Origin of the sequence: Thermococcus sp., from assembly GCF_026988555.1 — an archaeon.
In the GTDB taxonomy this organism is placed as follows: Archaea; Methanobacteriota_B; Thermococci; order Thermococcales; family Thermococcaceae; genus Thermococcus.
On record NZ_JALSLB010000015.1, the window covers coordinates 22,161 to 46,615 of the forward strand.

Below are 24,455 nucleotides of genomic sequence, written 5' to 3' on the forward strand. Positions count from 1 at the left end.
TTGAGCTAACAACGCGTCCCTTCCCACCCGGAACGACGCTCACAGAACGCAGACGAATACCTGGAAAACCCCATTCGCAACGATCACGGACCGGAGAGAACGGGAAAGGGGCAAAGGCCCCTCAAAGCCACTTTGGTTCCAGACCGGCCCACATCCTCATCTTCTCGTGGGCGATTATCCTGGGAATGTTCTGCTTCTCCTTCGGTCCCGGATTCTTCATGTAGAATGCGTTGACCTCGTAGACCGGGCCGAAGTCCCTCTTCTCAACCGCCATCCTCCCAAGCCTGACGAGATCGACGAGGAGTCCGGCGAGGGCCGGGCTGTCGTTGATCCTTCCGGAGATAATTATCTCATCGTGGGCACCGTTGAAGCTTACGTACTCCATGTGCATGGCGATGAACTTCTTGTCTCCGAGCGGTTCGAGAAATCCTGTCGGTTTTATATAGTGAGGAGCGTCGTAGCCTAGGAGTTCTTTGACGATGGAGCTCTTGGTGAACTCCTTGCTCTTGTTCCTCTCCTTGTCGGTGAGGGCGAGGAAGTCGTTATTTCCCCCGATGTTGAACTGGGCGATGTCAAGGACGTACCTGTTCCTCTGAGCAAAGTGGCTGAGGACATCGGCGGTTAGTGGGGTGGCACCGGTCGCACCGTCGTCCCCGAATATCGCGAGGTTGCTTTCCCTTGCCAGTTCGGCGTAAACCGGGTCGTTAGCTATGAGGGTTGGGATTGCGTTGACGAACGCCGCACCGCCGGTCTCCTTCGCGTACTGTGCGGCCGCGTAGACATAGACCTGTGTCGCGGTGAGCCTGTCCTTCCTATCCTCGGCGATGGCCTTCTCAAGCTCCTCTCTGCTTTCGAAGGGAATGAAGGCCTCGGTGGTGCAGACGTTGACGAAAACGTCCGGTTTGAGCTCTTTCCACTCGTTAACAAGGTGCTCAACGGCCGCCTCAATGGTCATCCCATCGTCGAGGCCGGTGGCTTTGATTGGAAGGTTCCTGAGGCTTCTCAGGTGAATTCCATTCCTGACGGTGATGCCCTTGAGGCTCTCCGGCGCCTCGGGATCGTACCTCTTGACCACATCGTACAGGTCTTTGCCAACCTTGGAAGCATCAACATCGTAGGAACCGACTATCTCAATCTCCCTGATTTTGATCGGGAGCTCGTCAGCGAGGGGAACGCCGTAGGGTTCCATCTTCCCGGCCTTTATCTTCTCCAGACCGCTTGCGAAGATGCTTGCAACGTATCCCTGTCCAAGTATCACAACCTTCACCATTGTTATCCACCTCCTTTCTTATTCAGGATATTTCATAGTGGTTAAATAGTTTTCGGCTACGAAACTTTTTCGGATACTAAATAGCTCGTGAGGCAGACACGGAGGTTCGTCAGAATGGCGAGCAGGAGAAAGAGTGCCCTAACCGAAGCCCCGGCTGGATACAGAAGGAAGAGCATGGTGGTGAAGATTCTCTCGTCCCTCTTGCCGGGGAGCTTTCTGAGGGCGGGAATCGAGCCGTAGGCGTCCTCACCGTAGGCGGCCTTGAACCTCTCGGTCGAGTAGCTCACCATCACCGAGCCGAGGAGAGCGAGGAGTGCAGTGAGATACCAGAGGGGCTCTCTGAGGGTCGAATAGGCCAGGAGGGCCAGAAACGCGCCGTCAACGTAGCGGTCGAGGAGGGAGTCGATGTAGCCCCCAAACCTGCTTTCCCTGAGCTGGGCCCTCGCCAGCTCCCCGTCAACGCCGTCGAGGATTGAGCTAATCTGATACAGTATTCCCGCCAGCGGAAGGCTGACGAGCGTCAGAAAGGCCGAAATCACTCCGAGGGCAAATGTAATGAGGGTCATCTGGTTCGGGGTGACCTTTTCGGCGAGGAGGTAGCTTATCTCCGTTGAAATCCTCCTGTTGAGGTGCCTACTGATGAAGCCGTCACCCGTTCCCTTCACCGCGGTCTTGGCGAGCATCCTCCTGGCCATCTTAAGGTCAGAGGGCGTGTCAACATCAATCCAGGGGAGGCCGTCGAGGAAGGTAACTGGCAGTTCAGCCCTCTCAACAATCTCGCTTAGGGGGTAGTCACCATCTTGCTCTCTCTCCAGTGCCTCCGTTATCTCAAAGATGCTCTCGTCGAGGATGAAGAGGCCTGTATCGACAGCGTCCCACTCGTCGAGAGATTTGCCTATCTCCTCAACCCTGCCGTTTTTGACCCTCACCTTCGTCGCCTCACCCACGTCCGTCCATCTCGGCTTTCTATCCGCTATCAGGCCGCTCCCCCTAAGGGCTTCCCGGATGAATTCCTCACCGTAAACGTGGTCGCCCATCACCAGAACGAATCTTCCAGAGACGTGGTTTTTGACCAAGTGGAGGGAGTGTCCGTTGCCCTTTTCAGGTTCGGGGTTGATTACCAGCTCGGCGTTGAGGCCGTGCCCTTCGATGAACTCATGGTAAAGTCCTGCATAGCGTTCGTTGGTGACTATTATGAACATCCCAACGCCATTTCGCCTGAGAAGGGTAAGCGTCCGGTAAAGAATCTCCCTCCGGGCGACTTTCAGGAGCCCCTTGGGCCTCTCTCCCATCCTTGTCCCCAGGCCTGCCGCCAGAATTACCGCCGTTTTTGGCACCATTGGCATCACCTTTTTAAAGCCCCCGCCGAGCCACTCTCCAGTGGGAATTATACATCGACGATTTGAAGTTTTCGGGTGAGAGGGATGCGAGTTGCGGTGCTGTATTCGGGCGGGAAGGACTCCAATTACGCCCTCTACTGGGCGCTGAGGCAGGGGTTTGAGGTCAAGTACCTCATCTCGATGGTGAGCGAGAGCGACGAGAGCTACATGTACCACGTGCCGAATATACACCTCACCGAACTCCAGGCGAAGGTGGTAGGAATTCCCCTCGTCAAGGGCTTCACCAGCGGCGAGAAGGAGAAGGAAGTCGAGGACATGAAGGCCGTCCTTGAGAGGCTGAGGATAGACGGCGTCGTTGCCGGTGCTCTGGCCAGTGAGTACCAGAAGAAGCGCGTTGACAGGGTAGCAAAGGAGCTTGGCATAGAGAGCTTCGCTCCAGCATGGCACCGCGACCCAATCGAGTATATGCGCGAACTGGTGGAAATATTTGACATCGTCATGGTCGGCACGGCCGCCTACGGCCTGGACGAGAGCTGGCTCGGAAGGAGGATTGACGAGAAAGCTTTGGAGGAACTTGTGGAGCTCCATGAGAAGTACAAAATCCACGTCGCCGGCGAAGGGGGAGAGTTCGAGACCTTTGTTCGTGATGCGTCCTTCTTCAAGGCGAGGATAGTCTTCGATGAGGTCGAGAAGGAGTGGAGTGAGTGCAACTACTCTGGAGTGCTGAAAGTGAAGAGGGCTCATCTGGAGTGGAAAGAAAATGGAAGGGTCTAATCTTCCTCAACGTCCGCCCACAGGCTGACCCGCAAACGGCCGCCGGTTGTTGGTTTGGATAAAACTTTATTAACCCATCCCAGACATTACCATCGGTGGTGGAATGATAGAGGTCGAAGGCCTCGTCAAGAGGTTCGGTTCTAACATGGCCCTCAAAGGGATAACCTTCACGGTCAAAGACGGCGAAATTTACGGCCTCCTCGGCCCCAACGGGAGCGGAAAGAGCACCACCATGAAGATCCTCTCAGGAATAATTCCCCCCTCATCGGGCAGGGTTGTCGTGGACGGCGTCGACGTTTCAAGCGACCCGATAGGGGTGAAGGAGATAGTCGGCTACGTCCCGGAAACGCCGGTTCTCTACGAGAGCCTCACCCCTGTTGAGTTTTTCAACTTCGTCGGGAGTGTGAGGAGAATCCCTAAGGAGGAGCTCCAGGAGCGCGTGGAGACCTTTGTGAAGGCTTTCGGGATAGAGAAGTACCTCGGTGAGATGATCGGTAACCTCAGCTTCGGAACCAGACAGAAAATCTCCCTGATAAGTGCCATGCTCCACGATCCTAAAGTTTTAATCCTCGACGAGGCAATGAACGGCCTCGACCCCAAGAGCGCGAGGATTTTAAGGGAGCTCCTGCTCGGGTTCAGGGAGGAGGGGAGGAGCGTGGTTTTTTCTACCCACGTTCTGGCTCTGGCCGAGACCATATGCGACCGCGTCGGTGTCATATACAACGGTGAGATAATTGCTGAAGGAACTGTGGAGCAGCTCAAAAGCTTTGCACACGAGGAGAGCCTTGAAGATGTGTTTCTTAAGCTCACTGAGAGCCAGGAAGAGGTGGCCGGAATAGTCATGGCCCTTAAGGAGGCCCTTTAGGGTGGGAGCATGTTCGAGATAGTCAGAATCCTCTACAGGGAGCTTCACTACAGGCGCCTCAAAAGCAACCCCCAGATAGCGGCCGACCCGGAGAAGTTCAGGAAGCAGCTCAGGAACTCTGGGAACATGAAGAGGGGCATAGCCCTCCAGTCCGTTGCCTTTCTCTTCTTCGGGATCATGATGGCTGGAGGTATCGCCGGAGCGGAGGACGAGACGAGGGCGTCCGTTATGTTCGCAACCTACGCGCTCCTGCCCTTCGTGATGGCCCTCTATACCACCACCGTCAACGCTTCCTACGCCGTCTCGATGGGAATCTTTGAGCCTCTCAAGCCCCTGCCGATAAGGACCGGCTCAAAGTATCTCAGCGTTCTCCTGGCGATAGACAACGTTCCTGCCGTTATAGCCCTCCTGCCGGCTGTCATTGCTATGGCCACAAAATACGGACTTCCTGGGGTACTCGGCCTTCTCTGGATCCTTACGGGGGCGTTCCTCGGCCATATCCTTGGACTGATCGTTTTCACCTTCTTCGGCTCCGCGAGCGTCGGCGGCAGGTTCTCAAAGCTCAGAACCCTCGCCAGAACCGTTGGGGTTATACTCTTCATAAGCACCTTCTACGCCATCAACTACGTCCAGGAATACGTGAGGGAGCACTACGAGGAACTTTTGCCCTTCTTCTCAAAGTACTCTATAGCCTATCCGTTCTCAGTTGCATCGATAACCGATCCCCTCCACTCTCTCCTCCTGGTTCTTGGCTATCTCACCGTTCTAGTTCCGCTCTACCTGTTTATCCTTGGACGGCTCTGGGGAAGGCTTGAGGAGGGGGTGGAGGTTTCCCGCTCCAGAAACGTCCGCTTCAAGGCCAAAACCCACCATCCGGTTCTGGCCATTGCCCTCAAGGACCTGAGGATAGCCTTCAGAAAGAGCGCCCTCCTTGTGGGTTTGATTTTCCCCCTCTTCATAATCCTTCCGAGCGCCCTGAATCTCCTCACGGCCGGCTCGATCAGGGAATGGGCCGTTGCGTCGGTTCTGCTTATGATAGCCTGGATAACCTCGGTCGGGGTGGACACGGTCCTCAAGATAGACGGGAAGGAGTTTGAACTCCTGAGGAGCCTCCCGCTAACGGTCGGCCAGTTCGTCAGGGGAAAGCTCCTCGTCATGAACGCGGTTCCGGTCACCGCGGGCGTTGGTCTGGTTCTGGCGGTTTCATACATCAACGTTAAAACGCTCATCCTGCTCCCGGCAGCGCTTCTTCTGCCTCTTACGACGTCTTCGATAGCCTTAGCCTTTTTCTACCACGGCGAGAGCGAGTTGTCAGTTCCTGAGACCAGCTTCGGGCACGTTCTTGCGCTCATGGTGATAAACGGGATCGCACTGGGAGTGGTCGCGGGGATGTGGTATTTCATCGGGTACCCCTACGCGCTCGCCCTCACGCTCCTCGGGGTCTTGGTAATTCAGAAATCCCTCAGCAGGTGACGTGAAATATTGCAAGTACTTTCCTTTTTCCCCAGAGTTCGTTGAAGAGCTCCACCGCTTCGTCAGTCGGCTTTTCGATGACCTCTTTGTTCGCCACCAGTCCCCTGCTCTCCGGCAAAAGTGACAGCCTTCCCCAGGCGCCGGTTCCTACTATCAAAACGTCGAACTCCTCCTTCAGGTACTCCCTCAGCTCGTCCGGGTCGAGCCTATGGCTTGTCCCGTGCTTTTCCTTGCTGAGCCCTTTTTTCGCCTCTCGATTTCTCCGCTGGGATAGATCACGATGTCGTGGTCGTAGACCTTTCCATCGACGACTATCTTCCCGAAGGCAGGGAACTCGACCCTCATGACATCACCCCAGACTCAGGGCGTCCCTCAGAATCTTCGCGTGGTCGAAGGCCAGCGGTAGCTTTAGTGCCTCATCCATGGGGAAGACATACACTTCTTTGGCGTCGTCCCCGGCCTTCAGTTTTCCGGTTCCAATCGCCAGAAATGCCGTCGTCACGGTGTGCCCCCTCGGGTCGCGGTTCGGGTCGGAGTAAACGCCGACGAGCTTGATGAGCCTCACGTCGAGACCGGTTTCTTCCTTCGCTTCCCTCTTTGCCGCGTCCTCAACGGTCTCGCCGTACTCAACGAATCCCCCTGGCAGGGCGTAGTGACCTTTGAACGGTTCGTGCTTCCGTTTTATGAGGACAACACCGCCGTTGTAGAGTATCACAACGTCTGCGGTGAGGCCTATGCACATGTGCGCCTCGACCTTGAGCTCCGGATGGATTCTGGAGAGAAACTCTCTGAGCTCCTCCCTTACGGGGGTTATATCGTAGCCCTTTGGGGCCTTAACGAGCAGAACGTAGCGGTCCATATCACCACCTCAGGGAAGTCCCTTATCATCATCTTCAGCATGCTGACGTTTCATCATCGGCGGGCATAATTGTTCCTAATGGATTTATATCGTTAAGCCTCTCGACCGCGACTCTCATAGCCAGCTCGTTGAGGTCTTCCATCGAGAAGGAAAAGTCCCTGTGCTTTAGGAAAAGAGCGGTGAAGGCGTTTGCCTTTTTTAGGGCCTGAATAAAGGGGCACTGGGAGTAGAAGTAGCTGAAAGATGCTAGGAATACGTCGCCCGCTCCGGTGGATTCTTCAATATCCATCTGGATGGGCCTGTATCTGTATCCCATGCTCTTGAGGTATGCAAACCCCGGCTCCGCGCCGTTGCTTATCAGGAGAACTTCAACATCACCGGGACTAAAGTTGGTAAGATATCGTGTTTCCGTGAGATCGGCATGAAAAACTCTCATCCCCCTGAGGAAGGACGCATCAATCTCCCGAAGCCTCACCGGGCCAACTTCTGGCGCCCTTATAAATCCCTGAACGTCGGCAACGAGAAAGTTCGACAGCTTCTTAAACTTGGTGGCACTTTCGGGGGGAATCTCCCCGGCAACCGGGTTCAGCATTACCATGTCGTAATCCCCACCCGGCACGTCCACTATTGGAGGGGCCCTTGAGAGGAGTCGGAGCTTTCTTCTGTTGGCGTCGATGTAGCGGAGCTCGTAGGAGGTACTCTCATTGGAGGGTATTATCCGGAGTTTTATACCAAGTTCCTTCAACTCATCGAGCCACTCGCCCGGAAGATCCTCACCCACGCTTGTCAGCACCTCAACGTCGCAGAAATTTGCCAGGGTTATTGCGGAGTAGTACGCCCCACCACCGGGTCTCTCCGCCTTCACGTCACTGTGCAGTACTATGTCACGGGTGAGGTGTCCGACTACGAGACATTTCATAGATTCACATCCAACTTTAATCTTTAGCCTGCTTCCTAATAAAAACCTTTTGGAATTTGACCGAAAGATTTATAAATGAGAAAGCGAAAAGCTTAAAAGGATGTGTCCTTTTGGGGTGGGGCTATGAAGCGACTTGGTAAGGTTTCTCACTATGCGAAGCAGGGCTTTCTGATACTGCGCACCGAGTGGGTTCCATCGCTCAATGAACCCGTTGTTGACAAAAGTTTGACGCTTGTTGGAACGGTTAAGGATGTTTTTGGTCCCGTTGGCAGGCCGTATGTAGCGATTAAACCCCGTGTCAGAAATCCCGAAAAGTATGTCGGGACACTTCTCTACGCTGACTCCAGGCGCGGATCGAAACCGAATCACGTCAAGGGCAAGCGGCCCGTTAAGGGAGGTAAACGACGCCCTGCCCCCAGAAAAAGGGGGTGAGAATTTTTGGCTGACAAAAGGGTTTGCCCTGTGTGTGGCTCAACCGAGTTTATTTACGACCCTAGGAGAGGGGAGATAGTCTGTGCCAAGTGCGGCTACGTTATAGAGGAGAATGTGATAGACGAAGGTCCGGAATGGCGTGCCTTTGACCCGAATCAGCGGGCTAGAAGGGCAAGAACCGGCGCACCCATGACCCTGATGATACATGATAAAGGCCTGTCCACGGATATCGACTGGAGGGACAGGGACATACACGGCAACCAGATAACCGGCATGTACAGGACAAAAATGCGCAGGCTCAGGATGTGGCAGCGCCGTATGAGAATCAACGATGCGGCCGAGCGTAACCTCGCCTTCGCCCTGAGCGAGCTCGACAGGATGGCGGCACAGATGCGGTTACCGCGCAGGGTTAAGGAGGCAGCGGCTTCTCTGTACAGGAAAGCCGTCATGAAGAAGCTCATCCGCGGGCGCTCGATTGAGGGAATGGTTTCGGCGGCACTTTACGCTGCATGCAGGATGGAAGCCATCCCGAGAACCCTGGATGAGATAGCGGCGGTTTCAAAGGTCAGTAAGAAGGAGATCGGAAGGAGCTATCGATTTATGGCAAGGGGTTTGAGCCTGAACCTCCGTCCGACGAGTCCCATTGAGTACGTGGACCGTTTCGGTGACGCCCTTGATGTTAACGCCAAGACCAAAAAGCGGGCCAAGGAGATACTGAAGGAGGCTATAAAACGGGGTATAACCAGCGGAAAGGGCCCAACGGGTCTGGCCGCGGCGGCGCTCTACGTTGCATCTCTCCTCGAAAATGAGAAGAAAACCCAACGTGAAGTTGCGGAGGTTGCCCACGTTACCGAGGTGACCGTCAGGAACCGCTACAAGGAACTTGTCGACAAGCTCGGGATAAACGTTCCGATCTGAGGTGTCCCTGTGCTGATAGCAGTGATTAGTGATACCCATCACGGCGATAAAACCCTGAACTTTCCTTCCACTCTTTTTAAGTGTATACAAAGGAGAGAACCGGAGCTGATCCTCCACGCCGGCGATGTAACTTCCTCTGAACTCTTGGAGAAGTTGGAAGAACTCGCTCCTGTCCTGGCAGTTCGTGGAAACGCTGACCACTTAGACCTGCCTGAGGAAAGTTCTCTTGAGGCTGAAGACCTCAGGATCGGCATCGTTCACGGTCATCAGTTTCTGAGCTTAAACCCCCAGTTCCTCACCTACAAGGCCCTGGAAATGGACGTCGATGTCCTGATATTCGGGCACACTCACAGGTTCTACAGTGACGTAATGTCCTTTCACGGTTCGCGGATCCTGTTGCTGAACCCGGGCTCCCCCGCGTTTCCGCGTATGGACGCGGCAGGTTTCGCCCTTCTAAAAGTATCGGGAACAGAAGCGCGTGTTGAGAGGGTGAGGTTCTGGTAAGGATAACATCCTCGATAAAAATTTAGAAAAAATCTGAGGAAAAGCGCCATCAGGACTTGATGGCGAGCTTGATGTCCTCGGCCTTGACGGTCTTCCTGCCCGCGTGGTGGGCGAGGTCGACGGCCTTCTTGGCGATCTCGGTAGCCTTGTCCTCGAGGTGCTCTGCAAGAAGCTTGGCGGCGTCTTCGCTAACGCGGGCCGCACCGGCCTTCCTTATAAGCCTGTCAACTGGGGCAATCGGCAACTCAGCCATTTTCCCAACCTCCTAAACGTTGTTTTGCAAGTATCTGCGTTTTATTTTAGGAACAAAGGTGTATATAAACCTTTCGGAAACGGGCGGCGTGGAGGCCTATATTTCTGGAGCTATAGGCGAGTTGTTGAGAATTGGGATGTCTTTCTATAGATGAGGGAGAAAGAGGCAAAAGGACGGGCGTGAGTTAAGCTACGAAAACCGTTCTTTGCCCATTATTTTCCTGGAACTGCTCTTCCAACGGGTTAAATTAAATAACAGGGACAGCATCTTGAACCATTGGGGGAGAAAAACTCTCTTCGATACCCATCTGAGGGCACGGATGTCTCAGATTTGCACCACAGGGTTTTTATAGGCTTGGCCCCGACATTGAATTTACCTGGAGGTGAAAGATATGACGGAAAAGTTTGACCGGATCTACGACTACTACGTCGACAAATCGTATGAGCCCAATGTAAAGAGGGATGTCGTGGCCGTGTTCCGTATAACCCCTGCGAAGGGTTATACGATCGAGCAGGCTGCGGGGGCCGTTGCCGCGGAGAGTTCGACCGGTACTTGGACGACCCTCTACGACTGGTACGAGCGGGAGCGCTGGGCAGATATGTCGGCCAAGGCCTACCACTTTACGGACATGGGCGACGGCACCTGGATCGTCAGGATAGCTTACCCTTACCACATCTTTGAGGACGGAAACATGCCCGGATTTCTCGCGAGTGTCGCAGGCAACGTCTTTGGTATGAAGCGTGTTGAGTGGCTCCGCTTGGAAGACCTATACCTTCCGGAGAGGTTCCTCCGCAACTACCCCGGCCCGAACTTCGGTATTAGTGGAGTTAGGAAGAAGCTCGGAATATACGACCGGCCGCTGTACGGTGTCGTTCCGAAGCCGAAGGTTGGTTACTCTCCTGAGGAACTTTACAAACTCGCCAACGACCTTTTCTTGGGTGGAGCGGACTACATCAAAGATGATGAGAACCTCACTAGCCCCTGGTACAACCGCTTCGAGGAGAGGGTGAAGGTCGTCACAAAGGCGATGGAGAGGGCCGAGAACGAGACCGGCGAGAAGAAGACATGGTTTGCTAACATTACGGCTCCTATACTGGAGATGGAGGAGAGGCTTGAGGTGCTCTCAGACTACGGAGTTCCGCATGCGATGATCGACGTCGTCGTCCTAGGATGGGGTGTTCTTGACTACATAAGGGAGCTGGCAGAGGACTACGGCATCGCGCTGCACGCCCACAGGGCCATGCACACAGCCTTCGCCAGAAACCCGTACCATGGCATCTCGATGTTCGTCCTAGCGAAGCTCTACCGCCTTATAGGCGTTGACCAGCTCCACATCGGAACCGCCGGTGCGGGCAAGATGGAAGGTGAGAAGTGGGAGGTCATCCAGTACAAGAGAATAATCACAGAGGACCACTACATCCCGGACGAGAACGACGTCTTTCACATGGAACAGAAATTCTATCACATCAAGCCAGTCTTCCCGACGAGCTCCGGCGGGCTCCACCCCGGCAACATCCAGCCAGTCATAGACGCCCTCGGAAAGGACATCGTCCTACAGCTCGGTGGTGGAACTATGGGACACCCGGACGGACCGCGGGCGGGGGCTATGGCAGTCAGGCAGGCTATAGATGCCATCATGCAGGGGATACCGCTTGATGAGTACGCCATGAGCCACAAAGAGCTTGCCCGTGCTTTGGAGAAGTGGGGCCACGTCACCCCTGTGTAAGGTTCTGACGGTTTTTCTTTCCCCTTTTCGTCTTCCGTTCAACTTTTTTTGCGGGGGAGGTTCAACGGCTGAAAATTCCCCCTTGGGGGAAACTATGGTTCATCTAAGTGGTTACTCCGAGGACGAAGCCGTAGCGCACGACGGTCCGCGCTACATGGAGATAGACGAGGTTTAGCTCTTTCCGATGAGCCTGATCGAAGTCCTCAACCTTCTGACGGGTGAGGTGTTTATGTCATCGTGAGTGGTCTCAACCTCGACTTCAAGGGGAATCCCTTCCCGGTTACGAAGGAACTCCTCGTCGGGGTCGATAATGTGGTTTACCTGACCGCCGTCTGCACCGTGTGCGGAAGGCCCGCGACTAGGAGTCGGCGTCTCATCGATGGGGAGCCTGCCCCTAAGAACTCCCCGATAGTCCTGGTTGGTGGAAGGGAGAGCTACGAGGCTCGCTGCAGGGAACACCATATCATCCCCTAATTTTTGTAGTTTGCCCTCCAATCCACCGAAAAGCTTAAAGTAATCTTTTCTTACATTAGGTTAGGGAAAGATGAAGTAGGGGGGTGAGAGAGTGGAATCAAATAAGAATATGGGGAGACTGCTGGACATACTCGGAAACGAGACGAGGAGGAGGATACTCATACTGCTCACCAGGCGGCCTTACTTCGTGAGCGAGCTCAGCCAAGAGCTTGGTGTGGGTCAGAAGGCCGTCTTGGAGCACCTTAGGATACTTGAGGGGGCAGGTCTCATCGAGGGCAGGATCGAGAAAATACCCCGGGGAAGGCCTAGGAAGTACTACACGATAAAGCGAGGCTTCCGTCTTGAGGTAATGCTGACCCCGTATCTCTTCGGAACCGAGATGTACGAGCCCCGGAAGCCCAGGTCGACCGAGGAGTACCTGCAGGCGCGGGAGCTAATAAAGTCCACCGGCCCAGTGGAGGAGAAGATGAGAGAGCTTCTTGAGTTCCTCGGTGAGATTCAGGACAGGATAAACGAACTGATAAGAACCAAGCAGGAGCTCGAGGAGGTTCGCCTCCTAACGGAGACCTACATCGAGAACCTGATGCGCAGGATGGCCAGGGAAGACGAGCCGGAATTCGAACGCCTGCTCAGGGAATTCGCCTCTTTGATGCCTAAGAAGGTCTTAGATGATCTTGATGACCTTTAGGAAGAAACAAAATCTGGGAGGACTTAAAGGCAAATAAAAACGAAGGGCAGCGATTAGAGCATCTTGCCCTCTTCCTTCATCCCGATGAGCTTGGTTATGTAACCTGCTATCCTGTTCCTTATCGTCTTGCTGGTGACGTTTGTGAGTTCCTCGACCTTCTTCTTGTTGTACTCAAAGTCCTTGCTGAACTCGTTGGGATAGCGGTCAAACAGCTCCCTCGCGGTTCGCTTAATGAAAGTCTGCTTGATGTTCCCCATCTTACTCCCTCCGATTAGCTTGAGTTTGACAACCGTAACTCACATCATAAGAGGCCTTTTAAAAGTTTTCCCAGAACCAGCAAAAATAAAGCGGTTCCTTACACCTTCCTGAGCTTCTTGCGGAGGAGTTCGAGCACGTCAACGCTGGTTTTTCCGGGATGGACCTTTCCAAGGGAGTTCACCCTTACGATGGCGAACCCAGCGTTGATCCTCAGGAGGCCCTTAACGGCGCGCCTCAGGTTTATCCTGTCACCCTATGTAGTATTTCCCCGCTATACTTAAAAAGTTTTTCACCTGTTTAGCCGGAAATTTATAAACCCCTGCTCTAAGCTGAAACCATGCTGAGGGAGATAATCCGCTGCAGGGGTCACGAGAACGTCAGGGCAACACACAGATCAACGCTGGAGTTCACGAAGGAGGACTATCTCACGCCCCGTGGTGACTGCATACTCTGCATTGAGGCCGACAAGGGGTTAAATGACCTCAGCTATGAGTTTAAACGTGCCCTTAAGGCTGGAAAGAGGCTCTTGATCCGCATCAGAGTGGGCGACCTCACTGACGAGGTTCTCTCTGAGGGAAGCCCAGACCTGATCCTCGACCACGATTTTTCGATGGTGGTGAGAAAGAGCAACTACATCGATGCCAGAACTCTCTCCGTAAGGGCTAACAAGGCGGCTAGGGATATAGACAGGAAAATAGTGGAGCTCCTGAAGAGCCCCGAGAGGACAGCGGAGATTGAACTGATAATTTTGGATTAGTCTTCCTTTCTTCTCAGTCCTCAATCGCCAGACCAACGTGCCTGTCTGCTCCCCCGTAGTAGAGGTAGTATTTGCCCCCGTGCTCTATCATTGCCTCCGCGAACACCACGTTGTCAACCCACCCGTGCAGCTCCCAGTCGAAGGTCGGCCTGAGGATGGGCTTCTCTGTCCTCCATATGAGCTTTCTTGGGTCTTCCAGATCAAAGAGAGCCGCGTGCGTGTGATAAACGAGCTTTTCACCCTCGTGGAAGGCTTCGCTGTGTATCAGGAGTATTCCGTCCCCTGTGCGGATTGGAGGGGGTCCGGGCTCAACGAGATGACCCCTAGGCATCAGAACGGGTTCCCTCTCATACTCCCAGTGAATGAGGTTCTTTGAGTAGGCGAGCCAGACGTTTGAGTCGCCGAAGTACATGATGTAGTGTCCCTTAAACGGCCCAGACTTCATTTTCTCCGGCAGAATAGCCCCACTCTTTGTCCAGTTGAGCTTTCCGTTCTTGGGGAAAGGAAACTCTTCAAAAACCACGCCATGTTTCTTCCAGTTCAGCAGATTCTTCGAGGTGGCGATGCAGAGCCGTGCCGTCTTTCCATCGTAGCCGGTGTAGGTCATGTAGTAGGTCTCTCCAATTCTCACAACGCGTGGATCCTCAACGCCGAGGCTCTCCCAGCTGTATTCCGGCTCCATGACCGGCTCGGGGTGCCTGATGAAGTTGACTCCGTCCTCACTCAGTGCCAGGCCGATCCTTCCGGTTGTCTTGTCACCTTTGGCCTCCGCACGGTAGAGCATGACCACCTTTCCTCTCCTTTTGACCACCGCGGGGTTGTAGACGTTCTTTGAGTCGAATCCTTCATCTGAAGGAAAAAGCACGGGTTTTGGGAGCTTTTCAAACCTGAACTCATAGGGGTTCAACGCTAACACCCCCATTGGCCACTACGAGGTATCTCCTCCCTCCAAATGAAAGGCCTCTCAGGACGATGTTTATTCCCTCTGCCGGCTGGATAGTAAGCCCATCCCCCGCCTCCATTCCCAGTGAGGCTGTGACGAAGGCGAAAACGCTCGCCGCGCTCCAGACCTGGGGGGAGTTAGCCCTAGGCACCGGGACGAGTTCGTCCAGTCCGCTGTACAGCTCAGGAAGTTCTTTCTCGGGCATGAGCTTCGCTGCTGCGAGTATTCTGTCCGTGAGCTCCTTTGCAAGGTCGGCCCTTCCAACCCTCGCGAGACCGAGGGCTATCAGCGCGTTGTCGTGCGGCCATACGCTTCCGCGGTGGTAGCTGAAGGGGTTGTAGGCTTTCTCTCTGGCACTGAGGGTTCTTATCCCGTACCGGGAGAGCATGTCTGGCTGGAAAAGCCTCTCCGCTAGTTCCCTCTCGTGATCGGCTATACCCGTCAGGAGCAGGTGCCCCATGTTCGAGGAGACGACTCTGAGTGGCCTTCCATCCCCGTCCAGCGCGAGGGCGTAGTAAGAACCGAGCCAGAAGTCGCGGTTGAACCTTTTCCTGAGCTGTTCTGCCTCCCTGATTAGGGCCCCTTCATCAAGGCCGGTCAGCCCAAGCTCCCCTGCGAGCTTGAGCGCCCAGTGGGCGTAGCCCTGCACCTCGACAAGCGCTATCGGCGGCTTTGGAAGCTTCCCCTCCTCATCAACTATGGCATCCCTAGAATCCTTCCACCCCTTGTTGCCGAGTATCCCCGGGACGTAGGTTATGTAACCATCATCGAGCTTTCCGAGTATCCACTCGACGGCAGCGGTCAGGTTCGGCTTCAGTTCCTCTATCAGCCTCCTATCCTTGGTCCAGCGCAGGTACTCGCCCGCCAGCGCCACGTAGAGTGGGGTGGCATCGACCGTGCCGTAGTAGGGCGCGAAGGGAACCCTCCCAGACTGGGCGAGCTGACCAAGGCGGAACTCATGCGGTATCTTCCCCGGCTCCTCCTCATTCTTCGGGTCGGTTTTCTTCCCCTGGAGTCTCCCGAAGAGCCTCAGCGTGCCGGCGGCGTATTCCGGGTAGTACGGCAGGAGAAAGAGCGAGGTTATTATAGCGTCCCTCCCGAAGGGACAGGCGAAGTATGGAATCCCTGCAAGTGGAACCGGCCCGAAGCGCGTGAACAGCGTCAGGGCGTTTATGTTCTCAACCGCCCTCTCGAATATCCCGTCGATGGCGGGTAAGCCTGTGAAGGCGACGTTTTTTATCGTTTCCCTTTTCTCTGCGAGTATCTCCGAGACCCTGCCCTCGATTTTGGGGATGAAGCGGACGTAGAGGACCGCCTTCCCGAGGGGAGGTACCTCAAGTTCCGCCCTTAAGAGACTTCCCTCCCTCTCCATGTTGGTCTCGACGGTGAGGCTCCTTCTTCCGGCGGGGCTTTCCTTCAGGTGGGTTCCGCTGACTGGGGCTATCGCCTCCCCCCTCTTCAGTCCCATGAAGCCCCTGACCTGGAATATGTCCTCAAGGGGAGCCTCGTAGGTGTATCTGACATTGACACCGAGCGGTTTTTCGGATGTATTGTAAAAGGAGAACTTCTCCTCGTAAACCCCGTCAAGGGTTCTCAGCCTCACAAGGATTCCCCGTTCGCCGAGGGAGAAGTGTGAAACCGCCCGGGTAAAGGTAGACGATGCCCCGATGAAGCCTGGCTCCGGAGAAACTTCAAGCCTGGCCTTTCTGACGAATCTGGTGTCAAGAAAATAAAAGCCGTCGTAGTGGGAGGGCATGTCTCCCCTCTCGTCGCTCAGGACGAAGGCCCCGTTGCCGGCTAGGATGGTTCTCATGGCTACCCCTCAAGGAAGGACTTTACCTCACCTGCATCGCCAAGGTCTATCGCCTTTACCTCCCATAGTCTCGCGGTAAAGCGGAGCTCCTCGGTGTAGTCGCCGGGGACCAGCGAGAGATGGTTGGCCCCCATGGCGGAGATAAAGCCCTCCTTGTCGAGCGGGTTCCTTATGGCCGTATGCGGCCACTGCTTGCCCCATTTGAGCTTTGATTCCATTTCCCCCGTTATCTCAAGGCCCTCCGCGAGGAAGTAGAGGAGGTAGTAATCTCTCCCGCGACGTATGAGCCTCGCCACGGTGAACTCCGCCGGAGGGGTTCTGTAGGTTAGCGCCCCGCCGTTCGCCCCCTGGCACTGTCCCTGGACGGTTGTTGCCTTGAGGTTCTCCTCCGGGTTCTCGCTCAGCCTTGCGTAGTAGAGCGAAGCCGCGCCGCAGTTGGCTATCATGACGACCTTGTCGTCCACGTACTTTATATCTCCGAAGAGCGGGGGCTTTCCGCTCAGATAGAAGAGGAGCGCCGAGCTTATCGTGCCCTTGACGTCGCCCTCGCACGTCGCCGGGACTACCTCCTTCTCGCCCTCTGCATCGAGGCTGAACGGAAAGAGTGCGGGAATCAGACAGGCCGTAACGCCGTAGACCTCGCTCAGCTCCGGCTGACACTTTACCGAGACGGCCGAGACGTTACTCTGCTCTTTCCAGCTCTCCTTTGCGGCGAGGTAGAGCGCTATCTGTCTCCTCAACACCTCAGGCGTCAGCATGAGGTCGTCGAACTTGACTTCCATTTTCTCGGTCAGCCAGTCGTAGAACTCCTCCACGCGGACCCTCAATCTTTCGTCCGAGAGCATCTCCTCTGCCTTCCTCACCAGGACGTACTGGTCAAGGGTTATGAAGTCGCCGACGATTCTCTTAAGCCTCGGCAGGTCGTCCATGAGGTGCTCCATTCCGAGGGTGTACGGGGCTCCCCAGAGGAGGAGGGACTTCTTGGACAGCTTTGAGACGGCTTCAACGGCCCTTGCCCAGGCCTTTACCTTTTCAACGTCTCCTTTGAGGCGGACGTGGTTGAGGGCGTACTCGTTCACAGCGCTCTCCCAGAGCGAGGCACCAACGGATGTGACGCATGTAGTCCCGGCCCACGCAGGATCATCGTCGGCGTAGAGCAGTATTGGCCTCTTGGTCTCCCTAACGAGTGCCGTAACGAGGTTGCTCTCCGTCCAGTGCCACAGGCCCGCTATGATTCCGGAGGCGGAGCTCCCCCCGACTATCTCGGCGGCCCTGAAGCTCTCATCCATCGAATCTACCCCGAAGTTCTTACCGGCCTTTAAAGCCCCGTATTTTCCAAGCCTCTCGTTCACGTCGAGGACTTCAAAGCCTGCTCTCCTCAGCTCCCCGATGAGGGCGGAGTGCTTCTCCATCAACGCCCTCTCGCGCTCGATCGAGAGGGCCGTTGGCCGGGGGTCGGTGAAGGTAATAACGGCTATCATCTGATATCACCTAAAATACTGCCTTTCCGCTTCTCTTCTCAAAGACGTGGGCCTTGCGCATGTCGAAGACGACGTCTATTTCTTGCCCTTCCTGGACTTTGGATTCTGAGCGGAATGACCCTAAGAACGTCACGTCACCAACGCGCAAGTGCACTATCTTCTCGCTTCCCAGGTTCTCAATGATATCAACCATTGCTCTAATCATGTTCTCTCCAGGAATCTTGACTTGAGCGAACATTGCATCGTAGAGGTCTTCTGGCCTTATGCCGAATATTGCCTCCTTCCCGATCAGGTTCCTATCTTCGAGCACTTCAACCTGGTCTGGGAGGAGTTTGAGCTTGAACTCTCCAAAGTCGGCAAAGCCGTCCTCGGTTACCGTCGCGTCAATGAAGTTCATCGGAGGACTTCCGATGAAGCCTGCAACAAAAGTGTTGGCCGGCCTGTCGTAGACTTCCTCTGGAGTTCCAACCTGCTGTAAAACGCCGGCGTTTATGACTGCAATCCTGTCGCCCATGGTCATTGCCTCGACCTGGTCGTGGGTGACGTATATCGTCGTGACTCCCAGCTGCTTCTGGAGCCTCTTCAGTTCGGCGCGCATTTTCACCCTTAGTTTCGCGTCCAGGTTGCTGAGTGGCTCGTCCATGAGGAAAACCTGGGGTTTTCTCACGATTGCCCTGCCTAGAGCGACTCTTTGCCTCTGGCCGCCGCTTAGTTCTCTGGGTTTTCTTTTGAGTAACTCCGTTAGTCCAAGCATTTCGGCGACTTCCCTCACGCGCTGGTCGATTTCCTGCTTGGGGACTTTTCTGAGTTTAAGCGGAAAGGCGATGTTGTCGTAAACCGTCATGTGGGGGTATAGAGCGTAGCTTTGGAAGACCATTGCAATGTCCCTGTCCTTTGGCGGGATGAATACTCCTTTTTCCGGGTCTGCGACGAGTTTGTCTCCAATGTAGATTTGGCCTTTCGTGGGTTCTTCCAGCCCGGATATCATCCTGAGTGTGGTCGTTTTTCCGCAGCCACTCGGACCTAGGAGGATCATGAACTCCCCATCCTTAACGTGGAGGTTCATGTCCTTGACGGCCGTGAAGTCCCCGAACCGCTTCCACACGTTTACAAGCCTTACCTCCGCCATAAAATCACCCTCAAACTATGGTCAGTCGAATCATGGTCGTTTCATAATCCTCCAAAACCGCAAACATTCCCCCGATCTTTACTATCCCCCTTTCCGTCTCCAGGTCGAAGCTGTCTATTCCCTCATCAAGCGCCACTGTGTAGCCAACAACGCGACCTTCAAGTTCCTCCATCTCACCCATGACGAGGTTCCTCCCAAGGACTTTGGCATAAATGACGCCGTCGTTGAGGTGCCGCCTTATGATGTCCACGGCGTGGAAGTTCGCAAAGAACCGCAGGTCGTCCCTGTTTTTTATCCCCTCCAGTATGAGGCTGGACTCCTTGAATGCCTCCCTGATGAAACTGTACTGGGAGAATATTATTTCGGGATATGTCGCCTTGAAGCTGGGTGGGTTCCTCGGCCGGAAGCCGATGTTCTGGATGTCTATGACCTCTCTGCCGTCAAACATCCCTATGAAGTGGTTCAGCTTGTGGAACTTCCTCACGTAGAGGTTGCCGAGCTTGGCAAAATCGGAGAGGTCTATCTGCTCTTCGGTGTAGAGGGAGATTGTGGTTCCCCTCTTGAGGGCGGTCTTTATGTTGTCCTCTATTTTCTCCAGAAACTTTTCCGGGGCCACCAGTATGGCCTCATAGGAACTGGAGTCTATGGACTCCTTCACCATCTCGACGGCTATGTTGAGGTCTTTTGTGCGCCAGATTCCGGGTCTCTCTTCGGTCTTTACATTGACCCTCTGGAGCTCCTTCTCAAGCTCTTCCTTGATTCCATCTATGTCTCTCTTGAACCTCAGAAACGCTATCTTCGGGGAATATGCGACGTACACCTTCGGGGAGCCCTCAACCTCGTTGACGAAGCCCCTCGCCTTCAGTGATGCTATGGTGTCATAGACCCTGTTGTAGGGCACGCCACTCCTCTCGGATATCTCCTTCGCCGTGCTCGGTCCGTAGACGAGGAGCGTCCAGTATATCATGACCTCGTACTTCGTGAAGCCGATTCTGGTCAGCATGGCTATGGCCTTCTCGCTGATCTCCATACCTACCCCTCCCCAGAAAATAAGAGGAGGAGGTCTAAATACCTTTCCAGATGTTTGGTAATGAGGAAGTTCTCCCTCACGCGTTCCTTGGCATTGAGACCAAGCCTCTCGGCCTCTTTGGGGTGTCTGAGCAGGTAGATGACTTTTTCAACGGCCTCTCCAATGCCGTTCACGAGGAAGCCGGTCTCCCCGTCAATCACTTGGAACTTAATCCCCCCAACGGCTCTTCCCACGACTGGCTTACCCTTCCACATGGCCTCCGTCACAGTCAGCCCAAAGCCTTCCCTAATGGACATCTGGAGAACTACGTCGCTGGCCCTCTGAAAGGCGTTAACTTCCCGTGCATGGGCCCCAGTAAGGTTCGTCAGAACTTTAACGTCGTAGTCCTCACCAATCTTCCTCAAGGTCTTCTCGAAGTAAACCCAGCCTTCCGGATCGTCAGCCGCCATGACCCCGACGAGAAGCAACTGAACCTCCGGAATCTTTTCCTTCACTTTCCGATAGACCTCGATAACATCGAAGACACCCTTCCAGGGGTCGAAGCGGGCAACCTGTGTGATTATCGGCCTGTCCGGGTCAACGTCGAACCTTTCAAGGGTTTTAAGAACTTCTGACTCACTCAGCTCCATATTCTTTTCGCTCAGCGGGTCGATGGACGGCGGCATAATGACGGTCTTCTTCGGGTTCAGGTCTGGCTGAACGTATTCCGGAAGGTGGAAGATGTACCGGTCGTATCTTTGGACATACTCTCTCAAGAATGCCCAGAATTCCCTGTTCGGGTCGCTTAAGTCGATATGGCACCGCCAGATCCAGGGTTGGGTTTTCTCGTAGAAGTCTATGAGTGCTGCGGGTTGTGGGTCGTGGATGAGAACGTAGTCAAATTCGCTTAGGTCTGCTTTCTGAGCGTTCTCTTCGTTGGTTTTGAGGTAGAGGTTCTTCATTTTCCCGGTGAGTTTGAGGTCTTTGTTGCCCTGAAGGGCGTTGTGGAAGCTTTTGGTGACGTTGAAGAACTCGTCGCTTCCCTCGATGACCCACCACTTCGCTCTTATTCCGACGTCGTTCATGAGGGGCACCAGATTGCTCAGTATCTCGGCGACGCCACCACCATATGCTGTTGAGTTGACGTGGGCGAGCTTGGCTCCCGAGAGCGTTTCACCCTTTTCCATAATCCTTGAAACTGCATCTTCTCCGGCAACAGAGGGATAGTCCTCAATTCGTTTCCGAGGCAGTTTCGTAACCTGGAACATGTCGAGACTCCTCCTTATATACTTTTAGTATATGAATACCCGGCAAATGTTTGGCTGTCTATATATAAAAAGTTTTTTGAAATATGTCCCGGATTTTAATGGACATGTTGTAAATGAAGTTGGTATTTTCCGTTATTAATCCAGACATCTTCCTAAATTCCTGGAAAATTATGGACATAAATTAACAGGGGCTTTCCGAAAAGTATAAATATACTAAAAGTATACAGGCCTAGTGAACAGCCCTGGTGAGGTGTCTATCTATGAGGTTTCATGCCAAAAGGTTTGCATTGCTTTTGAGCGTGCTGTTGTTAGCCGCCTTTGTCTCAGGATGCATTTCAGGAGGGGGAACATCTCCAACGCAGACAACCTCCAGCCCCGGACAGACGACCACTCAGAAGCAGGTTGAGATAGTCGTTTACGGCCAGTGGGGTGGGGTTGAGGGTGAGAACTTCCAAAAGGCTCTGAAAGTTTACGAGCAGGAGCACCCCAACGTTAAGATAAAGTATGTGATTCAGTCCAAGCTCAGGGATGCCGTTCTAACGGAGCTCGCAACGGGCTCTCCGGGTTTTGATATCGCGATTCTTCCGTGGCCGGCCCTTATTACCGAGCTCGGCCAGAAGAACCAGCTCGAACCTATGAACTCTGTGGTCGATGCTTACAAGGGTGACATCATGGAGAACCTTCTTGAACCCGTGAAGGTTGGGAACACCTACTACGCTGTTCCAATAAAGGCCTGGGCAAAGCCTGGAATCTGGTACAACGTCCACGACTTCAAGAAGTACAACGTAAAGCCACCGAAGACCCTTGACGACCTTAAGGCCGTTTGTAAGGTCTTTGAGCAGCACGGAATTCAGCCAATGGCAAGCGGAGCCGCCGACAAGTGGCCTCTGACCGACATCTTTGAGGCGGTTCTCATCAGGATTGGTGGCCCACAGCTCCACAACGACCTCATGACCCACAAGGTCAAGTGGACCGACCCGCAGGTTATTGAGGCCTTCAAGGTACTCAGCGACCTCATTAAAGACGGTTGCTACGGTGATCCCAAGGTCGCCATCGGTGAGAAGTGGGAGGTTCAGGTTTCGAGGCTTGGCCAGGGAGATGTGGCCATGTACTTCATGGGCAACTGGATCAACCTCATGCTCCAGAACCAGGGGTACAAGCCAGGCACAGACTACGACCTGATTCCGTTCCCCGTTATCAACCCCAACGCCGACTTCGCCATCGTTGCCGGTGGCGACTGGGTTGTAATTCCAAAGGGTGCTCCCCACAAGGATGCGGCCTTTGAGCTCGCCAAGTGGCTCGCCGGTCCGGAGTACCAGAAGATAATGGTTGAGCAGAAGGGCTACCTGGCGCCCAACCTCAAGGTTCCCAAGAGCGCCTACGACCCGGTTGACGCGAAGATCATCGACATGATGGCAAAGTACACCGTGGTTCCAGACCTTGACGACAACGCCCCACCTGGATTCCAGCCGATAATCTGGGACAAGCTCTTCGAGCTCTGGGCCAACCCGGACAACTACCAGCAGATAGCCCAGGAGCTTGAACAGTATGCGGAACAGTACTACGGCTCATGAGGTGCCTGAGATGGGCGGAAGGAGGGACTGGCTCAGCAGGGATTTCCTGATCCTGATGATACCCGCCTTCATCCTCCTTTTAGTTTTTATACTCTACCCGATTTTCAACACGTTCTACCTGGGGTTCACCAAGTGGGACGGCTTCACCCAGCCCCAGTTCGTTGGAATTGAGAACTACCGCACCATGATGGGTGACCCGCTCTTCTGGACGTCGGTGAAGAACAACATATTTATATTCATCGTTTTCCTGCCCCTTGTGACCATGATCGGCCTTGGCTTCGCACTCCTCCTCCACAACAGCGCCGTTGTGGGGCGCAACCTGCTCAGGGGCTTCGTCATGCTTGGCATGGTAATGCCCCTTACCGTCGTCGGTATCGTCTGGAGGCTCCTCCTGGACCCCAACGCGGGTATCGTCAATCACGTGCTAAGTTTCTTTGGAATAGAACCAAGGGCGTGGATTCAGGATCCCAGCACGGCGATATATTTCGTCATAATAGGCTCCCTGTGGGCGTGGCAGGGCTTTTCGACTACGGTATTCCTGGCCGGACTGGAAGGTCTCGACATCGAGGTTCTTGAGGCCTCGATTATCGATGGTGCGAACCCCTGGCAGCGCTTCAGGTACGTCATACTGCCCCTGCTGAAGCCTGCATTGATAGTAGTCGTCACTATGAGCTCCATATACATACTCAAGGTGTTTGACCTCGTTTACGTCCTCTCAGGGGGTGAATCCGTGCCAATGTACCTCTCGGTGCTGGCTTACATGGTGTACTACGAAATATTCCGCATGTTCAGGTGGGGCTACGCAGCTGCGATAGCGACGTTGCTGACTGTTGCAGTGTTCTTGTTCTCCATAGGGATGCTGAAGAAGATGATAAGTGAAAGGGGAGTGGGCTCATGAAGGTTAGCACGAGATACAAGGTCACCATAAACCTCGTGGCGTGGTCAATAGGCCTGATGCTCCTCGTACCCCTCCTGGGACTGATAATGACATCCATCAGGCCGTTCGACGAGATAGTGAACGGCTGGTGGAACCTCAAGAACGCCCACTTCATCATTGACAACTACGTCAGCGTGTGGAACGCCGGCTTCTGGAGGAACATCCTCAACTCCATACTGATAGCCACGGTGGCAACGATAGTCCCAATACTCATCGCCGGAATGGCCGCCTACGGCTTTACCTCCTTCAGCTTCCCGATAAAGACTATGCTCTTCCTCACCCTCGTGGCCATCCAGGTTGTCCCCCAGCAGGCGGTCATAGTCCCACTCCTGAGGCTCTTCCGTGATCTTCACATGTACGATCAGTACTACGGCATAATCCTCGTCCACACGGCCTTCGCGCTCCCGTGGATGATATTCTTCCTCCGCAACTTCTTTATGTCCATCCCCAAGGACTACGAGGAGGCCGCGAGGATAGACGGCCTCAGCGACGTTGGGATATACTTCAGGGTGATACTGCCCATAGCGATGCCGGCAGTCATCAGCGTTGCGGTCGTGCAGTTTATCTTTGTGTGGCAGGATCTGTTCTTCGCCATAACCCTGCTGAGGCCGGAGAAGTGGCCGGTTTCGGCTGGAGTAACGCAGTTCATAAGCCGCTACAACCCCAACTGGGGACAGCTGACAGCCGCTGGAGTGCTGGCGATAATCGTGCCTATCACCGTCTACGTTGTGCTTCAGAAGTACTACATGAGGGGAGTGTCCGGCGGAATCAAGGGCTGAGCCCTTTCAAAA

24 protein-coding genes and 2 pseudogenes are annotated in these 24,455 nt (G+C 54.4%); 13 read left to right on the forward strand and 13 right to left on the reverse strand.

Translation table 11 applies throughout. The features are described from left to right. Positions 1–121 precede the first annotated feature (121 nt). The gene (locus MVK60_RS01725) at positions 122–1,270 is read right to left on the reverse strand and encodes an inositol-3-phosphate synthase (RefSeq protein ID WP_297435820.1); all 1,149 of its coding nucleotides are present in this window, start codon (positions 1,268–1,270) and stop codon (positions 122–124) included. 56 nt (positions 1,271–1,326) lie between these two features. Further along, positions 1,327–2,610 carry a bifunctional L-myo-inositol-1-phosphate cytidylyltransferase/CDP-L-myo-inositol myo-inositolphosphotransferase gene (locus MVK60_RS01730; protein WP_297435917.1) on the reverse strand — a complete coding sequence of 428 codons (1,284 nt, stop codon included), beginning with the start codon at positions 2,608–2,610 and terminating at the stop codon, positions 1,327–1,329. An 84-nt stretch (positions 2,611–2,694) separates the two neighbouring features. Here MVK60_RS01730 and MVK60_RS01735 point away from each other — a divergent pair, with 84 nt between their 5' ends. The 3 genes from MVK60_RS01735 to MVK60_RS01745 all read left to right on the forward strand — a co-directional run bounded on the left by MVK60_RS01735 (position 2,695) and on the right by MVK60_RS01745 (position 5,722). After that, the gene (locus tag MVK60_RS01735; RefSeq protein ID WP_297435822.1) at positions 2,695–3,384 is read left to right on the forward strand and encodes a TIGR00289 family protein; all 690 of its coding nucleotides are present in this window, start codon (positions 2,695–2,697) and stop codon (positions 3,382–3,384) included. Between the two features lie 103 nt (positions 3,385–3,487). Beyond that, the gene (locus MVK60_RS01740) at positions 3,488–4,249 is read left to right on the forward strand and encodes an ABC transporter ATP-binding protein (protein WP_297435824.1); all 762 of its coding nucleotides are present in this window, start codon (positions 3,488–3,490) and stop codon (positions 4,247–4,249) included. 9 nt (positions 4,250–4,258) lie between these two features. Beyond that, positions 4,259–5,722 carry a hypothetical protein gene (locus MVK60_RS01745; RefSeq protein WP_297435826.1) on the forward strand — a complete coding sequence of 488 codons (1,464 nt, stop codon included), beginning with the start codon at positions 4,259–4,261 and terminating at the stop codon, positions 5,720–5,722. On the opposite strand, the pseudogene MVK60_RS01750 reads toward MVK60_RS01745, so the two are convergent. From MVK60_RS01750 to MVK60_RS01760, 3 genes and pseudogenes are all read right to left on the reverse strand, one after another. Further along, positions 5,712–6,067 (reverse strand): annotated as a pseudogene (locus tag MVK60_RS01750) (Mth938-like domain-containing protein). The gene MVK60_RS01745 and the pseudogene MVK60_RS01750 sit on opposite strands and share 11 nt — an antisense overlap. Before the next feature lie 4 nt (positions 6,068–6,071). After that, entirely contained in the window at positions 6,072–6,581 is a 510-nt protein-coding gene (locus tag MVK60_RS01755) for an NUDIX hydrolase (protein ID WP_297435829.1), read from the reverse strand. Positions 6,582–6,615: 34 nt separating this feature from the next. Further along, a complete protein-coding gene (locus MVK60_RS01760; protein WP_297435831.1) occupies positions 6,616–7,500 on the reverse strand; it encodes a carbohydrate kinase in 885 nt (294 codons plus the stop codon). Between the two features lie 123 nt (positions 7,501–7,623). Here MVK60_RS01760 and MVK60_RS01765 point away from each other — a divergent pair, with 123 nt between their 5' ends. The 3 genes from MVK60_RS01765 to MVK60_RS01775 are packed head-to-tail and all read left to right on the forward strand — an operon-like array spanning position 7,624 to position 9,354. Continuing rightward, positions 7,624–7,932: a Gar1/Naf1 family protein gene (locus tag MVK60_RS01765; protein WP_297435833.1), complete on the forward strand. Its 309-nt coding sequence runs from the start codon at positions 7,624–7,626 to the stop codon at positions 7,930–7,932. A gap of 6 nt (positions 7,933–7,938) precedes the next feature. Further along, positions 7,939–8,850, forward strand: coding sequence for a transcription initiation factor IIB (locus MVK60_RS01770; protein ID WP_297435835.1), 912 nt, complete (start codon positions 7,939–7,941; stop codon positions 8,848–8,850). A 9-nt stretch (positions 8,851–8,859) separates the two neighbouring features. Further along, positions 8,860–9,354, forward strand: coding sequence for a metallophosphoesterase (locus tag MVK60_RS01775; protein WP_297435837.1), 495 nt, complete (start codon positions 8,860–8,862; stop codon positions 9,352–9,354). A gap of 49 nt (positions 9,355–9,403) precedes the next feature. Here MVK60_RS01775 and hpkB read toward each other — a convergent pair whose 3' ends face one another. Next, positions 9,404–9,607: an archaeal histone HpkB gene (gene hpkB / locus MVK60_RS01780; RefSeq protein WP_297435839.1), complete on the reverse strand. Its 204-nt coding sequence runs from the start codon at positions 9,605–9,607 to the stop codon at positions 9,404–9,406. Positions 9,608–9,998: 391 nt separating this feature from the next. Between hpkB and rbcL the strand changes: the two genes are divergently transcribed. The 3 genes and pseudogenes from rbcL (at position 9,999) to MVK60_RS01795 (ending at position 12,495) form a co-directional block, all read left to right on the forward strand. Then, entirely contained in the window at positions 9,999–11,333 is a 1,335-nt protein-coding gene (gene rbcL / locus MVK60_RS01785) for a type III ribulose-bisphosphate carboxylase (RefSeq protein WP_297435842.1), read from the forward strand. A gap of 154 nt (positions 11,334–11,487) precedes the next feature. Beyond that, positions 11,488–11,807, forward strand: a pseudogene (locus tag MVK60_RS01790) (thymidine kinase); the annotation flags it as partial. 91 nt (positions 11,808–11,898) lie between these two features. Beyond that, positions 11,899–12,495 carry an ArsR family transcriptional regulator gene (locus MVK60_RS01795; RefSeq protein ID WP_297435844.1) on the forward strand — a complete coding sequence of 199 codons (597 nt, stop codon included), beginning with the start codon at positions 11,899–11,901 and terminating at the stop codon, positions 12,493–12,495. Between the two features lie 53 nt (positions 12,496–12,548). Here the strand turns inward: MVK60_RS01795 and MVK60_RS01800 are convergent, their stop codons facing one another. Next, positions 12,549–12,752, reverse strand: coding sequence for a 30S ribosomal protein S17e (locus MVK60_RS01800; protein WP_297435846.1), 204 nt, complete (start codon positions 12,750–12,752; stop codon positions 12,549–12,551). Between the two features lie 338 nt (positions 12,753–13,090). Between MVK60_RS01800 and MVK60_RS01805 the strand changes: the two genes are divergently transcribed. Then, positions 13,091–13,510, forward strand: coding sequence for a DUF371 domain-containing protein (locus MVK60_RS01805; protein ID WP_297435848.1), 420 nt, complete (start codon positions 13,091–13,093; stop codon positions 13,508–13,510). A 13-nt stretch (positions 13,511–13,523) separates the two neighbouring features. Here MVK60_RS01805 and MVK60_RS01810 read toward each other — a convergent pair whose 3' ends face one another. Genes MVK60_RS01810 through treT form a run of 6 tightly spaced genes read right to left on the reverse strand, consistent with a single transcriptional unit; the run spans position 13,524 to position 21,153 of the window. Further along, the gene (locus MVK60_RS01810) at positions 13,524–14,417 is read right to left on the reverse strand and encodes a glycoside hydrolase family 130 protein (protein ID WP_297435850.1); all 894 of its coding nucleotides are present in this window, start codon (positions 14,415–14,417) and stop codon (positions 13,524–13,526) included. Then, the gene (locus MVK60_RS01815) at positions 14,404–16,266 is read right to left on the reverse strand and encodes a glycogen debranching N-terminal domain-containing protein (protein ID WP_297435852.1); all 1,863 of its coding nucleotides are present in this window, start codon (positions 16,264–16,266) and stop codon (positions 14,404–14,406) included. The genes MVK60_RS01810 and MVK60_RS01815 overlap by 14 nt, the downstream gene beginning before the upstream one ends. Before the next feature lie 2 nt (positions 16,267–16,268). Beyond that, on the reverse strand, positions 16,269–17,747 hold the full coding sequence (locus MVK60_RS01820) for a fucose isomerase (RefSeq protein WP_297435854.1): 1,479 nt from the start codon (positions 17,745–17,747) through the stop codon (positions 16,269–16,271). A gap of 10 nt (positions 17,748–17,757) precedes the next feature. Further along, complete coding sequence (locus MVK60_RS01825; protein ID WP_297435856.1) at positions 17,758–18,876, reverse strand: ABC transporter ATP-binding protein; 1,119 nt, start codon at positions 18,874–18,876, stop codon at positions 17,758–17,760. A 10-nt stretch (positions 18,877–18,886) separates the two neighbouring features. After that, a complete protein-coding gene (locus tag MVK60_RS01830) occupies positions 18,887–19,906 on the reverse strand; it encodes a TrmB family transcriptional regulator (protein ID WP_297435858.1) in 1,020 nt (339 codons plus the stop codon). A 2-nt stretch (positions 19,907–19,908) separates the two neighbouring features. Then, entirely contained in the window at positions 19,909–21,153 is a 1,245-nt protein-coding gene (treT, locus tag MVK60_RS01835; RefSeq protein WP_297435860.1) for a trehalose synthase, read from the reverse strand. Between the two features lie 260 nt (positions 21,154–21,413). Here treT and MVK60_RS01840 point away from each other — a divergent pair, with 260 nt between their 5' ends. The 3 genes from MVK60_RS01840 to MVK60_RS01850 are packed head-to-tail and all read left to right on the forward strand — an operon-like array spanning position 21,414 to position 24,443. Beyond that, complete coding sequence (locus tag MVK60_RS01840; protein ID WP_297435862.1) at positions 21,414–22,727, forward strand: extracellular solute-binding protein; 1,314 nt, start codon at positions 21,414–21,416, stop codon at positions 22,725–22,727. A 10-nt stretch (positions 22,728–22,737) separates the two neighbouring features. Further along, positions 22,738–23,625 carry a carbohydrate ABC transporter permease gene (locus MVK60_RS01845; RefSeq protein ID WP_297435864.1) on the forward strand — a complete coding sequence of 296 codons (888 nt, stop codon included), beginning with the start codon at positions 22,738–22,740 and terminating at the stop codon, positions 23,623–23,625. Then, complete coding sequence (locus MVK60_RS01850; RefSeq protein ID WP_297435866.1) at positions 23,622–24,443, forward strand: carbohydrate ABC transporter permease; 822 nt, start codon at positions 23,622–23,624, stop codon at positions 24,441–24,443. Before MVK60_RS01845 ends, MVK60_RS01850 begins: the two co-directional genes overlap by 4 nt. Positions 24,444–24,455 lie beyond the last annotated feature (12 nt).